At 64.6% G+C, this 20,149-nt stretch carries 18 protein-coding genes; 8 read left to right on the top strand and 10 right to left on the bottom strand.

All coding sequences use genetic code 11. The annotated features are described in order from the left end of the window. The first annotated feature begins 136 nt into the window (after window positions 1-136). Both IVB28_RS01110 and IVB28_RS01105 read left to right on the top strand, forming a co-directional pair. Window positions 137-1,060 (top strand): polyprenyl synthetase family protein, encoded by a 924-nt coding sequence (locus tag IVB28_RS01110; RefSeq protein ID WP_247524226.1) that lies wholly within the window; start codon window positions 137-139, stop codon window positions 1,058-1,060. Window positions 1,061-1,068: 8 nt separating this feature from the next. Next, window positions 1,069-1,761: a DUF1345 domain-containing protein gene (locus IVB28_RS01105; protein WP_247524225.1), complete on the top strand. Its 693-nt coding sequence runs from the start codon at window positions 1,069-1,071 to the stop codon at window positions 1,759-1,761. A 34-nt stretch (window positions 1,762-1,795) separates the two neighbouring features. Here the strand turns inward: IVB28_RS01105 and IVB28_RS01100 are convergent, their stop codons facing one another. Beyond that, window positions 1,796-3,622 (bottom strand): caspase family protein, encoded by a 1,827-nt coding sequence (locus tag IVB28_RS01100; RefSeq protein ID WP_247524224.1) that lies wholly within the window; start codon window positions 3,620-3,622, stop codon window positions 1,796-1,798. Between the two features lie 181 nt (window positions 3,623-3,803). Continuing rightward, window positions 3,804-4,232 carry a GFA family protein gene (locus IVB28_RS01095; RefSeq protein WP_247524223.1) on the bottom strand — a complete coding sequence of 143 codons (429 nt, stop codon included), beginning with the start codon at window positions 4,230-4,232 and terminating at the stop codon, window positions 3,804-3,806. Between the two features lie 95 nt (window positions 4,233-4,327). On the opposite strand from IVB28_RS01095, the gene IVB28_RS01090 reads away from it, so the two are divergent. The 3 genes from IVB28_RS01090 (at window position 4,328) to IVB28_RS01080 (ending at window position 7,410) form a co-directional block, all read left to right on the top strand. Next, window positions 4,328-4,702, top strand: a complete 375-nt coding sequence (locus IVB28_RS01090; protein WP_007598116.1) for a nuclear transport factor 2 family protein — start codon at window positions 4,328-4,330, stop codon at window positions 4,700-4,702. A gap of 194 nt (window positions 4,703-4,896) precedes the next feature. Beyond that, window positions 4,897-5,754 carry a class A beta-lactamase gene (gene bla, locus IVB28_RS01085; RefSeq protein WP_247524222.1) on the top strand — a complete coding sequence of 286 codons (858 nt, stop codon included), beginning with the start codon at window positions 4,897-4,899 and terminating at the stop codon, window positions 5,752-5,754. A gap of 48 nt (window positions 5,755-5,802) precedes the next feature. Continuing rightward, window positions 5,803-7,410 carry a Na+/H+ antiporter gene (locus IVB28_RS01080; protein ID WP_247524221.1) on the top strand — a complete coding sequence of 536 codons (1,608 nt, stop codon included), beginning with the start codon at window positions 5,803-5,805 and terminating at the stop codon, window positions 7,408-7,410. An 8-nt stretch (window positions 7,411-7,418) separates the two neighbouring features. Here IVB28_RS01080 and IVB28_RS01075 read toward each other — a convergent pair whose 3' ends face one another. The 6 genes from IVB28_RS01075 to IVB28_RS01050 form a co-directional block, all read right to left on the bottom strand. Continuing rightward, the gene (locus IVB28_RS01075; RefSeq protein WP_247524220.1) at window positions 7,419-8,231 is read right to left on the bottom strand and encodes an N-acetylmuramoyl-L-alanine amidase; all 813 of its coding nucleotides are present in this window, start codon (window positions 8,229-8,231) and stop codon (window positions 7,419-7,421) included. 3 nt (window positions 8,232-8,234) lie between these two features. After that, window positions 8,235-9,572 carry a Rieske 2Fe-2S domain-containing protein gene (locus tag IVB28_RS01070; protein WP_247524219.1) on the bottom strand — a complete coding sequence of 446 codons (1,338 nt, stop codon included), beginning with the start codon at window positions 9,570-9,572 and terminating at the stop codon, window positions 8,235-8,237. Between the two features lie 204 nt (window positions 9,573-9,776). Beyond that, complete coding sequence (locus tag IVB28_RS01065) at window positions 9,777-10,673, bottom strand: TauD/TfdA family dioxygenase (RefSeq protein ID WP_247524218.1); 897 nt, start codon at window positions 10,671-10,673, stop codon at window positions 9,777-9,779. A 146-nt stretch (window positions 10,674-10,819) separates the two neighbouring features. Further along, a complete protein-coding gene (ispG, locus tag IVB28_RS01060) occupies window positions 10,820-12,103 on the bottom strand; it encodes a flavodoxin-dependent (E)-4-hydroxy-3-methylbut-2-enyl-diphosphate synthase (protein WP_247524217.1) in 1,284 nt (427 codons plus the stop codon). Window positions 12,104-12,115: 12 nt separating this feature from the next. Beyond that, complete coding sequence (locus IVB28_RS01055; RefSeq protein ID WP_247524216.1) at window positions 12,116-13,069, bottom strand: DMT family transporter; 954 nt, start codon at window positions 13,067-13,069, stop codon at window positions 12,116-12,118. Window positions 13,070-13,105: 36 nt separating this feature from the next. After that, the gene (locus IVB28_RS01050) at window positions 13,106-13,600 is read right to left on the bottom strand and encodes a transcriptional repressor (protein WP_063199255.1); all 495 of its coding nucleotides are present in this window, start codon (window positions 13,598-13,600) and stop codon (window positions 13,106-13,108) included. A 157-nt stretch (window positions 13,601-13,757) separates the two neighbouring features. Between IVB28_RS01050 and IVB28_RS01045 the strand changes: the two genes are divergently transcribed. The 3 genes from IVB28_RS01045 to IVB28_RS01035 are packed head-to-tail and all read left to right on the top strand — an operon-like array spanning window position 13,758 to window position 16,970. Beyond that, complete coding sequence (locus IVB28_RS01045) at window positions 13,758-14,240, top strand: MarR family transcriptional regulator (protein ID WP_247524215.1); 483 nt, start codon at window positions 13,758-13,760, stop codon at window positions 14,238-14,240. Continuing rightward, the gene (locus IVB28_RS01040; protein WP_247524214.1) at window positions 14,233-15,396 is read left to right on the top strand and encodes an HlyD family secretion protein; all 1,164 of its coding nucleotides are present in this window, start codon (window positions 14,233-14,235) and stop codon (window positions 15,394-15,396) included. The genes IVB28_RS01045 and IVB28_RS01040 overlap by 8 nt, the downstream gene beginning before the upstream one ends. Window positions 15,397-15,413: 17 nt before the next feature. Next, window positions 15,414-16,970 carry an MDR family MFS transporter gene (locus tag IVB28_RS01035; RefSeq protein ID WP_247524213.1) on the top strand — a complete coding sequence of 519 codons (1,557 nt, stop codon included), beginning with the start codon at window positions 15,414-15,416 and terminating at the stop codon, window positions 16,968-16,970. 200 nt (window positions 16,971-17,170) lie between these two features. Here the strand turns inward: IVB28_RS01035 and IVB28_RS01030 are convergent, their stop codons facing one another. Both IVB28_RS01030 and IVB28_RS01025 read right to left on the bottom strand, forming a co-directional pair. Beyond that, complete coding sequence (locus IVB28_RS01030) at window positions 17,171-18,217, bottom strand: ecdysteroid 22-kinase family protein (RefSeq protein WP_247524212.1); 1,047 nt, start codon at window positions 18,215-18,217, stop codon at window positions 17,171-17,173. 91 nt (window positions 18,218-18,308) lie between these two features. Beyond that, a complete protein-coding gene (locus IVB28_RS01025) occupies window positions 18,309-19,997 on the bottom strand; it encodes a methyl-accepting chemotaxis protein (protein WP_247524211.1) in 1,689 nt (562 codons plus the stop codon). Window positions 19,998-20,149: the final 152 nt, after the last annotated feature.

Below are 20,149 nucleotides of genomic sequence, written 5' to 3'. Positions count from 1 at the left end.
ACGCGGCCACGGATCCCCCTGTTAAGTCTGTGATAATTCGGGTCTTTTCCAGCACTTTTTAGGCCTTCCAAACGATTGACTGGGGCGGGCGCATAAAGGATTGTCGCGCCGAATTTTAGTTCTGGAGCCCTTCTTGATGACCGGCACGTCCCCGTCCGATTTCGCCAAACGTCTGGACAAGACCGCTGATGACACCGAGGCCCTGCTCGGGCGCCTGTTGTCGGACGACATCCTGCACGATGAGATCGCCCGGCCCAAGCGACTGATGGACGCAATGCGCTATTCGAGCCTGAACGGCGGCAAGCGCCTGCGGCCGTTCCTGGTGGTCGAGAGCGCCGCCGTGTTCGATGTACCGCGCGAGGCGGCGCTGCTCGTCGGCGCCGCACTCGAATGCATCCACTGCTATTCGCTGATCCATGACGACTTGCCGGCGATGGACAATTCGGACCTGCGCCGCGGCCGCCCCACGCTGCACAAGCACACCGACGACGCCACCGCGATCCTCGCCGGCGATGGTCTGCTCACGCTCGCCTTCGACATCGTCACCCGCGACGAGATCCACCGCGACGCCAATGTGCGGCTGCTGCTGACGCGCGCGCTGGCGCGCTGCGCCGGCATCGGCGGCATGGTCGGCGGCCAGATCCTCGATCTCGCCGGCGAAGGCCGTTTTGGCGGCAACGAGCCGATCGATGTCGCGCGTATTCAGCAGATGAAGACCGGCGCGCTGCTGCGCTATGGCTGCATCGCCGGCGCGATCCTCGGCCAGGCCTCGCAAAAGGAATATCAGGCGCTGGACGATTACGGGCGCGCGCTCGGTGAAGCCTTCCAGATCGCGGACGATCTGCTCGACGTCGAGGGCGATGCGGCCGCCCTCGGCAAGCCGGCCGGCGCCGATGCCGCGCTCGGCAAGACCACCTTCGTCACCCAGCTCGGCATCGAAGGCGCCAAGCAGCGCGTGCGCGATCTGCTCGCCCGGGCCGACAGCGCGGTGTCGATCTTCGGCGATCGGGCCGCCGTGCTGCAGGCCGCGGCGCGGTTCGTGGCCGAGCGGAAGAACTGACGCGCACGATGGCAGCCGGTGGCAAGGAGGATCCCGCCCTCGCCCGCTTCCGGCAGATGTCGCGGCCGATGCGGATGCTCTATGCTCGGCCGCGGACCTTCATCGCGCTCGCGGCCGGCGCCCTGGTCTGCCTGCTGCTGCCGGGCTCGCACCGCCTGGTGACACGGCTGTTGTTCGGTTGGGATGCCCTGATCGCGGTCTATCTCGTGCTGGTCTACGCAATGATGCTGTGCAACGACCATCAGCACATCCGCCGCGCCGCCGCGATGCAGGACGATGGTCGCTTCGTGATCCTGCTGGTGACGGCGACGGGGGCGTTCGCCAGCATCGCCGCAATCGTCTCCGAGCTCGGCACACCACATCGGGGCGCGTCGGAGCTGACCATTGCAATCAGCACCATCGCGCTGTCATGGGCCGCCGTACACACGACGTTCGCTCTGCATTACGCGCATGATTATTACCGCAGCGCCAAGCCGGGCGGCTTGCAATTCCCGAGCAACGACAAGGAAGACCATGCCGACTATTGGGATTTCGTCTATTTCTCGTTCGTGATCGGCATGACCGCGCAGGTCTCCGACGTCGGCATCACCAACAAGACCATCCGCCGCACCGCGACGGCGCACGGCATCGTCTCATTCATCTTCAATACAGCATTGCTGGCGCTGATGGTGAACATCGCGGCAAGCGCGATCTCCAACTGACATCGTCCCGGCCAGGCCGGGACGATGTGAATCGTCAGTGACAAACCTCGGCATTGGCGTCGTTGCCGGGGCCGCCACCGCCGCGATACTCGAGATGGCAGCCGCGGCTGACCGGACGGCAGCCAGTGTTGTTGCAGAACATCTGCCCGCCGGCCGAGGGACGGCTGGCCCCGGCGGCGGCGGCAACGCCGGCCGCGGCACCATAACCACCCGCCGCGCCGGCAGCCGCACCGCCGGCCTCACGACGCTGCCGTGCGGGACGCTCGTCACCGTCGTCGCGCTTCGCGGTGGTCGGTTTGGCCGGCTTGGCCGCACGCTGCTTTTCGCACTCATTGTCGTCGTTGACGGCATACCCCTCGCGGCAGACGACCTTGGTGCATTTGTCGCCGTCGGCCTTGAAGCCGTGCTCGCAAACCAGCGGGCAGACGCGCGACGGCTTGGCCTTGACCGCGTCCAGCGCATCCGTGCTTGCCGTCTTCACGTCGAGCTTGGTGCCGGCATAGCGGTTGAACTGCGACAGCGAGCGCTGCGTGGACGTATTCCAATTGCCGTCGGCTGCGCCGGAGAAGCAGCCGACGCGGCCAAGCTCGGTCTGCACCGAGCGGCTGAGATCGGCCGGCGCCGTCGCCGGCGTCAGCGACACAACGTTAGTGCCGGCCGGGCTCGCCGTGCTGACTGGCGCCGTGTTCGGGGCCACGGCGGCGAGATTGACGCGCTGCTGCTCGGCCACAGCTGCCTGCTGCTGCGCCTGCTCCTTGGCCTTCTGCGCGACAAGCTGCGCCAGCTCCGCGGCTTTCGCATCGGCTGCGGCTTTGGCCTGCGTATCCTTCTGCGCGCCGAGCGCGGCGAGACGATCACGCTCGGCCTCGGCCTGCTTCGCCTTCGCGGTCGCCGCTGCGTGGGCCTGCTCGGCACCGATCTTCTCGACCTGGAGCTTGGCAAGGCTTGCATAGAAGCCATCGGAGTGCTGGGCGAGGAAGGCATCCCAGGCCGCCTTGTTGCCGACCTGCAGCGCGAGTTCATAGTCGCGGCGGATATCGGCCTGCGGGTTCGCCACGGGCGCCACGGGTGCTGCAGCCGCCACCTTGACCGGCACCAGCGGCATGTCTTCGCCGCCGAGCGAGCCGTAAACGAACGGCTCCTGCTTGTTACCGGTCGATTTGAGCACGTCGTCGCGCACGAAGCCGAAGGCGCGGCGGACGTCGAGGCCCGGCGTCGTCAGATGCTTCGACAGCGCGACCGTAAAGGGGCTGTTGGTGCCGTCGCCGTCCTGCGCCGTGAAGCCGGCCTTCGCCGAATAGGCGATCAGCGTGTTGGGGCTGGTCGGCTCGACCTGGGCCAGGCCGCGGCCGATGCCGCGAGAGGCCACCGTGCGCTTCATGGTCTTGCCGAACGGATTGTCGCGGCAGGCATCCAGGATTACCAGACGAAGCTGCTTTGCCGGCTCGACCGCGACCAGGACGCGGTCGAGCGACAGCGCCTCGTCATAGACGTCGGTATCGCGCTCGAGCTTGGCGTCGACAGGGATCAGATAATTCGAGCCCTCGACCTCGATGCCGTGACCGGCATAGTAGACCACGGCGATGTCGGCACTGCGGGTCGCGTCGGCAAACTCGCGCAGCACGCGCCGTGTATCCAGAGCCGAGAGGTCGCGCCGGTAATCGACGATATTGAAACCGGCCTCTTTGAGCGTCTTCGCCATCACCGCACCGTCGTTGACGGGGTTGGTGAGCGCCGGCGCGTGCTGATAGGCCGAGTTGGCAAGCACCAGCGCGACGCGGTTGCCGGCGAGAGCGGGATCAGTGCCGAACAGCAGCACTGCGGCGAGGAGAAGCGGGCATAGTCTGAGCAGATTGCGCATGACACGACTTCCGAAGTTCGGGCCGTTTCGAGCCCCTCTGGGACAGCTTTAGCAGGATCTGGCGCCGGAGCTTGTGATGGAGGTCACGAAGGCCGCGCCGACGACATCCCGAAAGGCCCCCTTTGTTTGTCGCCCCAGCGCGGTCAGGGTTCGCTGCCAAGCTGGTGTCGACCGAGTTCCCTTAAGCATGACCTATATGCCCCCGATATTGCGGCAGATTGTCCGTAATTTCGTACCAGGGCGCCTTGGAAGCCACGAAAATGTGGGCGCTTGGCCGGATCGAGGGGGCATCGACCAGGGTTCCCATGGCGACATGGACCCATTGTCCGTCACGTACCCGGGAATAAAGCAGTGAGCCGCATCGGGCACAATGGGCGTCATGGCTGGCGTCCTCGCCGAAAATCATGCGCTGATCCCGACCCTGGACAATGCGGAGCTTGTCTTCCCGGATGCCGGCGAACGGCTTGAAGGCGGAGCCGGTGGTGCGACGGCAGTTCGAGCAGTGGCAGTTCATCGCGTAGGAGAACGCGTCGGCCACCTCAAAGCGCACGGTGCGGCAGTAGCATTCGCCGATCAGGATACGAGCGTTCGAAGTTTCTGATCGGGTCATTCCAGCATCCCTGCGCAACCGGCGAGAGACACCCATAGCGCATTTTGATGTGTACGACTAAATTCGCCCCAAGCCGTCATGCAAAAGGATGACCCATGAGCCAGAACCGTTCGAGCGTCGAAGCCGTCGTGCAATCCTATTTTGACGGGCTCTACGAGGGCGACGCCGAAAAGCTCGGCGCCATCTTCCATCCCTCCGCGGATCTGCGCTGGGTCGAAAAGGGCGAGCTCCAGGTGTTGACCGTACCGGACTGGCTCGACCGCGTGCGCAAGCGCCCGTCCGGCAAGGCCGAAGGCAAGCCGCGCGAGGATTTCATCGTCACCATCGACCGCTCGGACGATAAGACCGCCTTCATCAAGGTCCGCTGCCAATTGCCGCCGCGCTTCTTCACCGATTATCTGGTGGCGATGAAGCTCGCCGACGGCTGGCAGATCGTATCGAAATCGTATCGGTACGACCTGAGGGAGTGACAAGGCAAAACCTCCGCTGCCCAATATCTGCCGCGCTCAGCCCCCATTCTCCGTCATCGCGATGAGCTCTTGCGACGACGCAATCCAGTCTGTCTCCTGGGAGGGATTCTGGATGCTTCGTCGCTTCGCTCCCCGCAATGACGCCGCGGATGCAGCATCCGCAATTTCCTGCCTCCACTCACGTGAAAGTCTCCATGCTTCTCGATCGCCGCTCCCTGCTCGCCTCACTCGGCTGGATGGCCGCGTATCCCGTATTTGCCGCCGAGGCACCTCCTGAGCTCGAAGCCTATGAACGCGAGAGCGGCGGACGGATCGGGATCTACGCGGAAAATCTGGCCACCGGCGCAAAGCTCACCTGGCGCGCCGACGAGCGCTTCGTCATGTGCTCGACATTCAAAGCCTCGCTCGCAGCCTGCGTGCTGGCGCGGGTCGATCGCGGCGAGGAGCAGCTCGCAGCCATGATCCCTTACGGCAAGGCCGACCTGCTCGACTACGCGCCGGTCGCCAAGCAAAATCTCGCGGCCGGCGCGATGTCGGTTGCCGAGATGTGCAAGGCGATCGTCGAGCTCAGCGACAACAGTTGCGCCAATTTGCTGTTGGCGCGGATCGGCGGCCCTGCCGTTCTCACTGCATTCTGGCGCTCGCTTAGCGACACGACCTCGCGGCTCGACCACAACGAGCCCGAACTCAATCGCTCCCCGCCCGGAGATCCCCAGGATACGACAACGCCGGCGGCGATGGCCGGGAACTTGCGCCGTCTGGTGACGGGCGAAACGCTGTCTCCGGCCTCTCGCGCGCAGCTCACTGAATGGATGGTGAACTGCAAGACCGGAGCCAACCGGCTGCGCGGCGGCCTGCCCGCAAGCTGGAAGATAGGCGACAAGACCGGCTCCAATGGCAAGGACGCAGCGGGCGACATCGCCGTGGCCTGGTCGAAGCCCGACACGCCGATCCTTATCGCGGCCTACGTCCAGGGCGGCACGCCGACGGCACCCCAGATCGAAGCCGTGTTTGCGCGGATCGGGCGGATGGTCGCAGAGCGGCTGGCGTAAGCCGCGCGGATTGACGTTGCGACCGCTTCCGGTTCAAGACAGGCCATCATGGAAGCGAAGTTTCAGACCTTTCTCATCCTGCTGGCTGTATTGGCGGGCGTGGCGCTGGCCGCACGCCGCTTCAACGTCGCCCCTGCCATCCTGCTGATGCTGGCGGGCGTCGGTCTCGCCTTCGTGCCGGGCATGCCCGCGGTGGAATTGCCGCCCGAACTGGTGCTGCTGATGGTGCTGCCGCCGCTGATCTACTCGGCGAGCGTCGCCATGAGCTGGCGCGAGTTCAAGAACAACTTGCGTCCCATCGTGCTGCTTGCGGTCGGCGCAGTGATCTTCACCGCGGCAATGGTGGCGGCCGCGACGCATTACCTGATCGGCCTGCCCTGGGCCATCGGCTTTCTGCTCGGCGCCATCGTCGCGCCCCCCGACGTGGTGGCGCCGCTCGCGATCGCGCGCCGGCTCAACTTGCCGCGGCGGCTCGTGGTCATCCTCGAGGGCGAAGGGCTCGCCAACGACGCCACCGCGCTGACGCTCTACCGCTTCGCGCTGGCCGCGATCATGGTCGGGCATTTCTCGCTGCCGCTCGCGGCCGGCGAGTTCTTGCTGATCGTCGCCAGCGAGATCGCCTTCGGCATCGGCGTCGGCTGGCTCTCCCTTCGATTCCGCAAATGGTCCGGGGATCCGCAGGTGGAGCTGACGCTATCGCTGATCACGCCTTACGTCTCCTACTGGCTGCCCGAGCATGTCGGCGGCTCCGGCGTGATCGCCACCGTTGCCTGCGGCCTCTATGTGAGCTGGAACGGCCCGCTGCTGATCTCGTCGGCGACGCGCCTGCAGGGCATCTTCTTCTGGGACCTCGTGATCTACCTGATCGAGGGCGTGTTGTTCCTGCTCACCGGCTTCCAGATGCGCGCGCTCTACGAGAAATCGAAGGCGTTCCCGCTCGACGACACCCTGATCGCGACCGCCGTGGTCCTGATGATCGTGGTGATCGCGCGCTTCGCCTGGCTCTATCCCGCAACCTATCTGCCGCGGATGCTCAGCAAATCGTTGCGCGAGCGCGATCCGTCGCCACCCTGGCAATGGCCATTCGTGCTCGCCTTCACCGGCGTGCGCGGCGCAGTGTCGCTTGCAGCGGCGCTGGCGCTGCCCTTCACGCTCCCCAGTGGCGAGGCGTTCCCCTATCGTGACCTGATCCTGTTCGTCGCTTTCGGCGTCATCTTCGTCACGCTGATCGGCGTGGGCCTGACGCTGCCCCCGGTGGTGCGGTGGCTCGGCGTCGCCGAGGCCGGCCGTAACGAGCATGCCGCCGAGCACGAAGCCGAGATCGCCGCGCGCCGCCAGGCCCTGGACGCCGCGCTAAAGTCGCTCGACGCAATGACCGCGGAACAGGAAGTCTCCGAAGAGGTGATGCGGCTTCTGCGGGCGCGTCACGATATCCGCGTCAACCAGCTTCCTGATTCGCTCGATCCCACCCACCACGAAGTCTCCGCGGCCGGCACCGTGCTGACCCGCAACCTGATCGCCGCCGAACGAAAATTCATCCACGATCTCCTGCGCGATGGCCAGATCACCGATGAGACGCGGCGGCGGATCGAGCGCGATCTGGACCTGGAGGAGGCGAGCCTGGCGAACCGGGAGTATCGGCGGGTGCCGCTGTAGCGCGTGACCTACCGCCTCGCGCAGAACTCCCCGATTGCCGCCGCCACAGCCTCTGCGATCGTCTCGTGCCGCTCCGGCGAGTTCATCGCCATTTCCTCGTCGCGGTTGATGATGGAGCCGGCTTCGAGCAGCACCGCGGCACTGCTTGTCCGCGAGAGAACGACGAGCCCGTCATAACGGTAGATGCCGAAATCCTTGTCGAGCAGCTGGCGCCGATAACGGCCCATCACCGGCAAGGTGTATTGGCTGGCATAGTTCAGGCCCTGCTCCTTCAACTGCCGGCCGATCATCCGGGCCAGCACCAGGCTGGTGGCGAAGTGCGGATTGCGCCGAGACACGAACAGCGAGTGGCCCGAAAAGCGATCGCTGAAATAGCTCTTCGCACCATCGAACTCCCAGGTCTCGATCAGCTTGTCCGGCACCGAATCGTGGTGAATCGACAGGAAGAGATCGGCCCGGCCATCATTCGCGGCACTGACCCGCCTGAAAAGGCTCGGCCGCGCCTTGCCGTCGGTGACGAGCAGGCGGGTTGCGGCAAAGCCTTCCGACTTGAGTTTTGCCGTGATGAGACTTGCGAGACGGAAGTTGAAGCCGAACTCCGGATCATTGCGCGCGCTCAACGCACCGTAGGAGTCCGGGGTGTGCCCGACGTCCACGACGATCCGGAATCTGGACATCTCACATCTGGCCGATACCTGCGGCTTGGCCTTGGGTCTCGCAGTCCTTCGCGCGGTCACGGCCTCGCTGCTGTCAACGATCGCAAGCGACGATAGCAGGATCGACGCAATCAGCCCGACGATGATGCTCCGCGATTGCCCCAAGCCTCACTCCGCTGCCGCGATCCTCGGACGACCGACGAAGCCCGCGACGTCGCCGAAGCGTTCCAGCATCACTGCAGGCAGGTCCTTGGACTTGCTGGTCACGCAGGCACCGGAGCGCACCGCATAGCGGTCCTGATGCGCGGCCTGCGGCGGCGGCTGGCCCTGCTGGAGCGCCCGCGCCAGATCCATCACGACTTTCCGGAAATGCATGATGCCGAGATCGGTCGGCCCGAGATGCTCGCGGGTACGGTCGGCGATCGGCCCCTGGCTATCCTGTACGGCGGCGTCCTGCTCGGAGACGCCCTTGATGCCGGTGTAGCTTCGGGTCTTCTGGAGCTTGCGGTCGATCAGATAGTCGTTGCCCTTGTGGCGCAGCGGCACGTAATTGCCGTCGACCTCCGCGATCACGCCGTTGCCACGGTCAAAGGCGTCGCGCTCGGCTTGGGTCAGCGGCCGCTCCGGATTCCAGGCATAGGTGTAGATCCAGCAATTGGTGTCGGTCACCGGCACGAAAGTCTGCCCGAAGATGTTCTCGCCGGGCATCGCACTCGGCGCAAAAGCGTGGAACGGCATCAGGAACTGCGCGATGCGCCAGTAGATGTTGTCGCCGCCGGTAAGCCGGCCGCCGGCAATGGTGAGCCCGGCCTCGTGCGGACTGATCTTGATCACCGGGCGCGGATCCTCCGCGATCCAGCGCATGTGATCGCTCGACATCCGCGCGATCGGATTCACAAAGTGCTTCTTGATGTCCAGGATTTCGTTCTCCTCCTTGTCGAAGGAGAGATGGGCGAAGGTGAAATGCGCGGTGTCGATCGAGCCTTCCAGCGCCTGCACCCAGTTGCAGTCCTGCCATTTCTTGCTGACGTAGCGGTGCGAAGCAGGCAGCAGCGCCATTTCGAGGTCGGGCAATTCGGGCATGGTCTCGAGCGGACCCATATAGGCCCAGATCATCTCGCCCCATTCGCGCACCGGATAGGATTTGATGCGGATAAGATCCTTGGCGTTGAGATCGGGATATGAAGTGGGCATGTCCAGGCAGCGGCCGTCGGTGTCGAACTTCCAGCCGTGATAGACGCAGCGGATGCCGCACTCTTCGTTGCGCCCAAGCCAGAGATTGGCGCCGCGATGCGGGCAGTACTGGTCGATGACACCGACGACGCCGCGGGAGTCGCGGAAGGCGAGCAGTTCTTCACCGAGCACAACGATCTTCTTCGGCTCGCCGTCCGGCTCGGGGAGTTCTTCGCACAGAGCCACGGGAATCCAGAAGCGGCGCAACAATTCGCCCATGCCCGTTCCGGGGCCGGCCTCGGTCAGGAATTTATTGTCCTCGGCGCGGAGCATGGCACCCTCCCGATGTTTTCGGGAAGATTGGCGCGGGAGCGCGCGGACGTCAACGCATGAACCGCTGTCGTGTCCCGGACGTGGCGCGGCATGAAATGACGCGACGCAGAGCCGGGACCCAGTTTCGCCGCAACAATGGGCCCCGGCTCTGCAGCGCACCGCTGAAGAAGCGCTGCGCTGCGTCCTGGACACGAGAGCCATCCTTCAGAACGGCCGCTCCCCCTTCACCGTTACGCGTGTGCCGGAGCGCGTATGCGGCCAGTAGTCCCACATCGCGCGGTGCTGGGTGCAGCGGTTGTCCCAGAACGCGATGGCGTTCTCGGTCCAGCGGAAGCGGCACTGGAACAGCGGGTTTTCGGCGTGCTGGTAGAGATAGGCCAGCAACGCGTCGCTCTCGTCGCGCGGGATGCCGTTGATGTGCCGGGTGAAGCCGCGATTGACATAGAGCGCCTTCTTGCCCGTGACCGGATGCGTGCGCACCACCGGGTGCTCGGCGTTCGGATAGGAAGGGCGGTCGGCGACGCCGTAATTGGCGTAGAGACCGCGATAGATCGGCTCGCCGTCGTGCAGCGCGGTGAGGCCGTCGAGATAGGCCTGCATGCGGTCCGACAGCGCTTCGTACGCGGCGTACATGTTGGCGAACAGCGTGTCGCCGCCGCGCGGCGGGCACTGCTTGATGTAGAGGATCGAGCCCATCGGCGGCTCGAGATCGCAGGACACGTCGGAGTGCCAGCCCTCGCCGTTCGCGCGCGGCGAGTTCGCATCCGCGTAGATCTTCATCAAGGCCGGGTCTTCGTGCTCGTGCGGCGCGGCGGGATGGAAATGCAGCTCGCCGAACTTGCGGCCGAAGGCAAGATGTTGCTGCGGCGTGATGTGCTGGTCGCGGAAGAAGACGACGAGGTTTTCGGCGAGCGCGCGGTGGACCTCGTCCATCTGCTGGTTGGAGCGGGCGTCGTCCGAGACGAGCTTGCCGATATCAACGCCGGAGATTTCCGCACCGATGATGGGGGTGAGTTTTTCGACCGCGATCGTTTCATACGGCGCGCCCTCCTCGGCCGTGTGGCGGTAGCGCGGGCCCTGCTTGCCGGCGAGTGAGCTCATGGCGTGTCTCCCGATCGTTTTGATTGGGGACATCGTAGCAATGTAGCGAGGGTTAGCGAAGCGTAACCCGCCAACTCGCGCCCCGAAAAAATGAGGCGGGTTACGCTTTCGCTAACCCGCCCTACGATTCCAATGTTGAAAGGCGCCTACTCCGCCGCGGTCACCGGCACCTTGGCAGTCTGACCGTAGCGCTGCTCGATGTAGTCGATCACCAGCGCCTTGAAGTCGGCCGAGATGGTCGGGCCGCGCAGCGTGCGGAACTTCTTGCCGTCGACGAACACAGGCGCAGCCGGGGCTTCACCGGTGCCGGGCAAGGAGATGCCGATATTGGCGTGCTTGGACTCGCCCGGGCCGTTGACGATGCAGCCCATCACCGCGACGTTGAGCTCTTCGACGCCAGGATATTTCGTCTTCCAGGCCGGCATCTCGTCGCGGATGAAATCCTGGATCGAGCGCGCCAGCTCCTGGAACGTGGTCGAGGTGGTGCGGCCGCAGCCGGGACACGCGGCGACCAGCGGCACGAAGGTGCGGAAGCCCATGGTCTGGAGCAGTTCCTGGCCAACCTGAACCTCACGGGTGCGATCGCCACCCGGTTCCGGCGTCAGCGAGATGCGGATGGTGTCGCCGATGCCCTGCTGGAGCAGGATGCCGAGCGCGGCCGAGGACGCCACGATGCCCTTCGAGCCCATGCCGGCTTCAGTCAGGCCGAGATGGATCGCATAGTCGGATCGGCTGGCGAGGTCCTGATAGACCGCGATGAGATCCTGCACCGCCGAGACCTTTGCGGAGAGGATGATGCGGTCCTTGGGCATGCCGAGCTCTTCGGCCCGTGCGGCCGAAAGCAGCGCCGACTGCACCATGGCCTCGCGCGTCACCGCGCGCACATCGCGCGGATTGGCGGACGCGGCATTCTCGTCCATCAGCTTGGTCAGCAGCTCCTGGTCGAGCGAGCCCCAATTGGCGCCGATGCGGACCGGCTTGTTGTTCTTGTTGGCGATCTCGATGATGTCGGCGAACTGGGTGTCGCGCTTGTCCTTGAAGCCGACATTGCCGGGATTGATGCGGTACTTGGCCAGCGCCTCGGCGCAGGCCGGATAGGCCGCGAGCAGCTTGTGGCCGATATAGTGGAAGTCGCCGATCAGCGGCGTGGTGATACCGAGCTTGGCGAGGCCGTCGCGAATGTGCGGAACGGCGGCAGCGGCTTCCTCGCGGTCGACGGTGATCCGGACCATTTCGGAGCCGGCGCGCGCGAGCGCTGCGACCTGGGCAATGGTGCCCTCGATGTCGGCGGTGTCGGTGTTGGTCATCGACTGCACGACGATCGGCGCACCGCCGCCGACGGCGACGTCGCCGACCTTGACCTGTGTGGTGTGATGGCGCGGCGCGGGCCCCGCGATGTCGGAATCGATGGTGGTTTCGAGCTTGTTCATGGGGTCCAAATATCAGGTTTTGGTGACGTTCAGCAATGCATCGCGCGGCGCCGCAGCCGTTGAGCTGGGACGGTTAACCAGAAAAAGCCCAGCAATTACAAGGACAGCCGCGGCCCCGAACGCCAGACTCAGGGTGTCGTGCATGATGAAATAGCTACCCACCACGCCAAACAAAGGGGTGATGAAGGTAAAAGCCGACAATTTGCTGGCTGAATAGGCCTTCACCAGCGCGAACCAAAGCGTGAACGTAGTTCCAACCACCCAGATTGCCTGGAAGGCCATCAGGCCGAGCGACAGCGGTGCCGGCGTGTGCGTGATGGTCTCGCCGAACAGCCAGGCCGCCAGCCCCAGGATCGGGATCGAGATGGCGACTTGATAGCCCAGCGCCTTCTCGGGCGCGGCGAACCGCAGCCTCGTGCCCTTGGCAACCAGCGTCGTCGCCGCCCACAGCGCCGCGCCGCCGACGATCATGAGGTCGCCGAGCAGAACATGCGAATCGACATTGGCCTGCGGCACGCCGATCGCGAGCGCAACGCCGGCAAAGCTGATGGCGAGGCCCAGCCATTGCGAGGCGCCAAGCCGCTCGCCAAGCACCTGGTAGGAGCCTAGCGCAACGAAAAACGGCGCGGTGTAGAGGAACACCACCGCGCGAGAGGCCGAGGTGAGGCGCAGCCCCTGAAAGATCAGCACGAATTCGATGCCGAACATCAGCCCGGCGACCAGGCCCGGCTTCCACGTGCCGTCATTCTCGAAGAATTTGACGCCGCGAAGCGTGCCGACGATGAACAGCACCGGCAGCGCGCCCATCGAGCGGATCGTGGCCTGGAGCATCGGCGGAATGTCCGGCAGCACCAGCTTCACCGCGATCTGGTTGAAGCCCCAGGTCAGGCAAAGCATGAGCATCAGAGCGATGGCGCCGGCACTGAGGGGACGCGCGACGGATTGGTTGGCTTGTGGTGAGGACATGTCTTCCCGAATAACCGGCTTTTCGCCGTTGTTGCTTTATGCAGCTTTCTGACAATGGGTGCAGACGCCCGTGATCTCCACCACGGACAATTTGGGAGCAAAGCCCGAGCTGCGTGCCGCGGCATTGAGATCCCCGGCGAAGGATGCCGACGGGATTTCGCCGACCAGGCCGCAGCGCTCGCAGATCAGGAACGCCACCGCCGAGGTCGCGTCGTGGTCGTGGGCGGCACAGGCGAGGTAGGCATTGCGGCTTTCGATGCGGTGCACGAGCCCGTTGGCCATCAGGAAATCGAGCGCGCGATAGACCGTGATCGGCGCCGGCCGCGACATCGATTTGGCGAGCTCGTCGATCACCTCATAGGCGCCGAGCGGGCGGTGGCTGGAGAGCAGCGCTCCCAACACCTGGCGACGGATCGGCGTGAATTTCTGCGCGCGTTGCTCGCAGACCTCCTCGGCATGCGCCAGCGCATCCGCGGTGCAGCGGCCGTGATCGTGATCAGGGGCGGGGAATGCCGATTTAGCAGGGGTCATGCAGCCGAGCTTCTAGCATTTCGCCGGCGGAACCCAAAGCACGACCAGCGACGCGGCGGTCAGCCATGCCATTGCTGCGGGACAGCACCGCGTCAACCCGCCGTGAAATAATCATAAGCTTGCTTATTATATGCCATGCTTATTGGAGACCAAGCTCATGAGCCGCGGGCCTGTCGATCAGAACTTCCTGTTTACGTTGGGCGAGCTTTACCGCCTCTTGCGCGTCTATGCCGACAAAGAGGCATCGCGGTTCGGCATCACCCGCGCCCAATGGGCGGTGCTGGCCAAGGTCGAGCGCAGCGAGGGCATGAAGCAGTCGGAACTCGCCGAACTGCTCGAGATGCAGCCGATCACGCTGACCCGCATGATCGACAAGCTCTGCGACAACGACTGGATCGAGCGCCGCAGCGATGCCTCGGACCGCCGCGTGAAGCGCCTGTATCTCAAGAAGGCCGGCCGGCAATTGTTGGGCCGGATGAGCGGGCTGAAGTCCGAGCTTACGGCCAACGCGCTCGAGGGCATCACGCCGGCGGACGCCCATCGCCTCGTTACCCAACTTGAAACCATCAAGGAAAACGTGCGCAGCGCGATCCAGACCAGCGGCGCGGAACAAGCACGTAAGGAGCAGCGGTATGGCTGACCAAGTCCTCAAGTTCCAGCCCGAGCAGAAGACCGACAGCGGCAAGCCCACCAAGAAAGCGGGCACCGATCCGCGCCGCCGCCTGATGGCGGGCCTGCGCCGCTACCGTCGCTTCCTGCTCCTGGTCGTGCTGCCCGTGATCACCGTCATCGGCGGCCTCACCTTCTATATCAATGGCGGCCGCTATGTCGGCACCGACGATGCCTATGTCGGCGCGCAAAAGGTGCTGGTGACCCCCGACATCTCCGGCAAGATCCTGAAGGTCGTCGTGAAGGAAGGCCAGTCCGTCAAGCAGGGCGACGAGCTGTTCGAGATCGACCCCGCTCCGTTTCGTCACGCGGTGGACGAAGCCAAGGCGCAGCTCGCGCAGGCGCGCACGACCTATGACAATCTGGTTGCCAACATCAAGATCTACGGCGACATGCTCAACCTCGCCCAGCAGGGCATCGATTTGAAGCAGCGCGATGTCGAGCGCAAGCAGGCGCTGGTGAAGAGCAATTACGGCTCGCAGCTCGACCTCGACAATGCATCCAATGCGCTGGTGACCGCAGGCGCACAGTCCCAATACATCAAGCAGCAGCTCTCCAATGCCAAGACGCAATTGCTCGGCGACCCCGCCTTGCCGCTGGAGCAATTTCCATCCTACGCACAGGCGAAAGCCAAGCTGGACGATGCCCAGCGCAACCTCGACCACACCGTGCTGCGCGCGCCGATGAATGGCGTGGCGACGCAGGTCGAGCAGATCCAGCTTGGGCGCTATGTCGCCGCGGGCACGCCGGTGTTTTCGATCATCGACGTCGCCCACCCCTGGGTCGACGCCAACCCGAAGGAGAGCGACCTCACCTATGTGACCGAAGGACAGCCCGTCACGCTCGAGGTCGACGCATTCCCGAACCACGTCTTCAAGGGCAAGATCGGCTCGCTTTCGCCAGGCACCGGTGCGCAATTCGCGATCCTGCCGCCGCAGAACGCGACCGGCAATTTCGTCAAGGTGGTGCAGCGGGTACCGATCCGCATCTATTTCGACGAGACCGACAAATATGTGCGGAAGCTGAAGGCCGGCATGAGCGTCTATGCCACCATCGACACCGGCCATCAGCGCTCGCTTGCCGGCCTGCTCGGCCTGTCGGCGACAGCCAACCAAGACAAAGACTGAGTTCAAGGGCTGATCCGATGTCCGGACCCGATGCCAGCTTGATGGTCCCCGGCCTGCGCCGGAACATGGTCACGATCTGCGCCATGACCGCGACCATCATGCAGGCGCTCGACACCACCATTGCCAACGTTGCCCTGCCCTACATGCAAGGCACGCTGTCGGCCTCGCAGGACCAGATCAACTGGGTGCTGACCTCCTACATCGTCGCCGCGGCCATCATGACGGCGCCGGTGGGCTGGATCGCCAACCGGTTCGGCCGCAAGCGCATCTTCATCATCTGCTCGGCCGGCTTCACCATGGCCTCGGTGCTGTGCGGCCTCGCGCAAGACATCAACCAGATGGTGCTGTTTCGCCTGCTGCAAGGCGTGTTCGGCGCCGCCCTGGTGCCGCTGTCGCAGTCCGTCATGCTCGACTATTACACGCTCCAGGAGCGCGCCAAGGCAATGTCGATCTGGGGCATGGGCGTGATGATGGGCCCGATCATGGGCCCCTCGCTGGGCGCCTGGCTGACCGAGACCTATTCCTGGCACTGGGTGTTCTTCGTCAATCTGCCGTTCGGCTTCATCACCGTGCTCGGCCTGATCGTCTTCATGGACGAAACCCGGAAGGATTTCAGCCTCAAATTCGACTGGTTCGGCTTCGCCGCGCTGGCGGTCGCGATCGGCTCGCTTCAGCTCGCGCTCGACCGCGGCGAGCAATTGGGCTGGCTGGAATCGAACGAGATCCTGGCGGAGTTCATCGTCTCGGCGGCCGCGTTCTACTTCTTCCTCGCGCACTCCTTCACGACCTCGACGCCGTTCATCCGCTTCGGGCTATTCCGGGATCGCAACTTCGTCACCGGCTGCATGTTCATGGTCGTAATGGGGCTCGTTCTGTTCTCGACCATGGCGCTAGCCTCGCCCTACATGCAGAACGTGATCGGTTATCCCATCATCACCGCGGGCCTGCTGCTGGCAAGCCGCGGCTTCGGTACCTTCTTCGCCATGATGCTGGTTGGCCGCATGATGCGCTATTTCGAGGCGCGCACGCTGATCATCGCCGGCCTGACGCTGACTGCGGGCTCGCTCTTCCAGATGACCGGCTGGACCGACCTGACCCAGGTGCCCGAGATCGTCACCGTCAGCGTCATCCAGGGCTTCGGCTTCGGCCTCGTCTTCGTGCCGCTCTCGACGGTGGCGTTCCTGACGCTGTCGAACGAACTTCGCACCGACGGCACCGCCATGCTGACCCTGATGCGCAACGTCGCGAGCTCGGTCGGCATTTCCGTCGTCATCGCGCAGTTGACGCAGGGGACGCGGCGGACCTACGCGATCCTGTCCGAGCACATCAACCCGTTCAACCATGCACTGCAGATGCCCGACGTCAGCGGCATGATCAATCTGTCCACCGATACCGGCCGCGCCATGGCCGACAGGATGGTCAGCGTGCAGGCGCAGATCATCGCGTTTGCGCACGACTACCAGCTGGTGATGGTCTTCATCCTCTGCACCATCCCGCTCGCCTTGCTGATCGGCTCGACCAAGGCCACGCTGCGCAAACAGGCGGCGGGGCCTGAGCATGCGGTGATGGAGTAGCGGGGTGGCGTAAGGAGTTGGTCCAGCCACAATCTCCCCTGTCGTCCCGGACAAGCGAAGCGCAGATCCAGGATCCATAGCCACAGGGAGACATTTGGCGAAGACTCGTTAGAAGACTCGTTACCAGTCTCGCGCCAAACGGCTCCGTGTGGTTATGGGTCCTTGCGTTCGCACGGACGACAACGAATATGCGGCACGCGCTACAACAACTCCTCACACCCCAAATCATCCACCGCCGCAAGCACCCGCTCCAGATTGTTCCACCAGATCACCGGCGGGATGTTGATGCTCCATTGCCAGACCGGTCTCGTGATCTGCCAGAGCACCGCCCAGCGGTAGTCGCGATCGAGCGCGCCGCGCGTGTAGCCGGTGATACCACTTTCGATCAGCGTGTCATGGTAGAGATTGAGCAGCGGGCGTTCGAGCGCCTGCCGGCGTTGCGGATACCACTGCGTGGCCATCATGTAGGCGAGGTCGTGGGTCGGAACGTTGATACTCCAAAGATCGAAGTCGAAGATGCGCACGGTATCGGCGACGCCCGCGCGCGGCAGCAGGAAATTCCAGGTGTGGGCGTCGCCATGCGTGATGCTGAGATGACGGCGTGAATGGTAACGCTGGGACAGCCGCTCCGACTGGTCGATGAGGCGGCGGAAGAGGATTCGCCGCTCCTCGCTGAGGCGATCACCGAGCAGATCGGCGAAGCGATCGTAATGACCGGCGAGGGTCTCCATGCGCTGCGCGCTGTCCTCCATGCTCGCCCAGGTACCGACCGTGTCGCCGAGGCTCGGATGGTCCCACCAGGCTGCATGCCAGCGTGCGAGCGCGGCGACGATAGCGAAGGTCTGCTCGCGCGACGGCGGCACCGGCCAAGCCATCGCGATTTCGTGGCTGTCGGTGAGATCCTCGAGGAGCAGATGCCAGGTGGGGCTGTGCTCGTCGAAATGCCCATCAAAACAGCGCGGCACGAGGCTCAGCGGCATTTTCGGCGCAAGCTGCGTGTAGTAGTCCACCTCGCGCCGGCCGCCATTGGCGAGGGTTTCGGCGAAAGCGGAATTGGGAGTTTTGAGGATCAGCGACTGCGGGGCGCCGGTGGATTCGCCGACATAGCGCAGGCCGAGGCGGATGATATGCGACACGACGGTGTCGCGCTGGTGCAGCACCTTCACCTCCCGCACCGCGCCGGCGTCCAGCACGCCGCCCCGGCGCAACGCGGCCGTCAGTCGAGCGGGCTCAACGACCGCTGGCAATTGTGGAGATGTCATGAACCACGATGCCCCTGTCCCGCGCCATACTGCACGATCACACTCCCGGGCACCAGCGGCCGAGATGCCGCCGGGCTCAGGCTGCCGCGGTCGACTCGCGCACGGTCCGCACGACGACCGACCGTAGCTGTTCGAGATCGGCCGCCATGCCGGCAATCGCCTGCCTCACCTCCGCAGCGCGCTCGTTCACGGAAGCGGCGTCGCGGCTGACATTCCCGATCTTGGCCGAGACCTCCTTCGCCGCTGAGGCCGATTCGGAAATCGACCGCGTGATCTGCCGCGTCGCGGCGTCCTGCTCTTCCATCGCAGCGGCAACCGAGGTCGCGACGCCGTCGATCTCGACGATGTGGCCTCCCATCGTTTCGACGGCATCGACGGCGGCCTGCGTCGAGGCCTGGATCTCGGCAATCAGCCGCCCGATCTCCTCGGTAGATTTTGCCGTCTGGTCGGACAGGGATTTCACCTCGGCGGCAACCACGGCGAAGCCGCGACCGGCCTCGCCGGCGCGCGCCGCCTCGATCGTAGCGTTGAGCGCCAGCAGGTTGGTCTGGCCGGCGATGCCACCGATGAGGTCGGAGACCTCGGCTATCTTCTTCACCGATCCCGCCAGCGCCTGAATGGTCGAACGCGCCTGCTCGCGGCCCGCGACGGCAGATTTGGTGACCGTGCTGGTCCGCGCGACCTGGCTCGCGATCTCGCGGATCGAGGCGCTCAGCTCTTCGGCCGCGGCCGAGACGCTCTGCGAGCTGCCAAGCGCCTGAGTGGAGGCCGCGGCGACCGCCTGCGACTGCGCAGAGAGCGAACCTGCGATCTCGGACAGGCTGGACGCCGCCTGCTCCACGCCGTGGCTCGCCGCGCTCGCGGTGTCGACCGAGCGGCCGGTCTCGCGCTCGACGGTCTCGGCCATCCGGTGAAGGGCGGAGCGCTTGGCGAGCGCCGCCTCCTGCTCCTGCCGCAACTGCTCCTCACGCAGTCGGGAATTCTCGACCGCCGCCTGCTTGAACACCACAAGCGCGCCCGCCATCGAGCCGACCTCGTCCTGGCGGTCCGCAAAAGGAATATCGGCGGCGAGATCGCCGGTCGCGAGTTTCTGCATCGCGTCCGTCATGCGCACGATCGGGCGCACCACGCCGAGAGCAACGCCGAGCAGGCCCGCGGCAATGAAGGCCAGGACGGCGGCGGAGACGCCGAGGAGGATGTAAAGCATCGAGCTGTCGCGGTCCGCGGCCAGCTTCTCCATCGCGGCATTCTGTTTGTTCGCGTTCTCGACGATGCTGTCGATCACGGCGCGATGCGCGGTGTAGGCGTCCTTGAGCTGCGCATAGATGCGCTCGGAAGCAGCCGCATCCTTGGCCTTGAGGGCAGGCAGAAGCTGGTCGGACGCCTTCCAGAATTTCTGCACCTCGGCATCGGATTTCGACACCAGCGCCGTCTTCAGGTCCGCCGAGAGGCTGGAGGTGACCCAGAATGCCTTGCGCTCGTCGTAATCCTTGCGGAGCTGGACCAGGCGTTCGCCGTGGGCCGCCAGCTGGTCCGGCTCGCGCATGGCCAGCGTCGCCTCGAGATAGGCCTCGATGACATATTCCGGCGGTGGCAGAATGTCCGCGATGAGGTCGTTGCCGAGCTTGATGTCGGAATACAGCGGACCGCCGACCTTGAGCTCTTTCAGGGCGTAGAGGCTGGTGGAAACCACGGCGGTAAAGCCGATGGCCAGAACGATGCCGAACGCGATGATCGCAGAAGACAACGACAGACGTAATTTCATGAAATAATCCGGGGTCGGCGTCAAAACTACAGCCACCCTAGACGAATACGGTAAATACGGAATTGCTTGGCCGCGGAATTACATCGCGCGAAGACCGCAGAACTACGGGGATCGAGCGTCAAGCTGTCGGTATTTATAGTCAGTAGAGCTGA

This window comes from Bradyrhizobium sp. 199, assembly GCF_023073355.1.
GTDB lineage: Bacteria > Pseudomonadota > Alphaproteobacteria > Rhizobiales > Xanthobacteraceae > Bradyrhizobium.
This window is presented reverse-complemented; position numbering and strand designations above follow the sequence as displayed.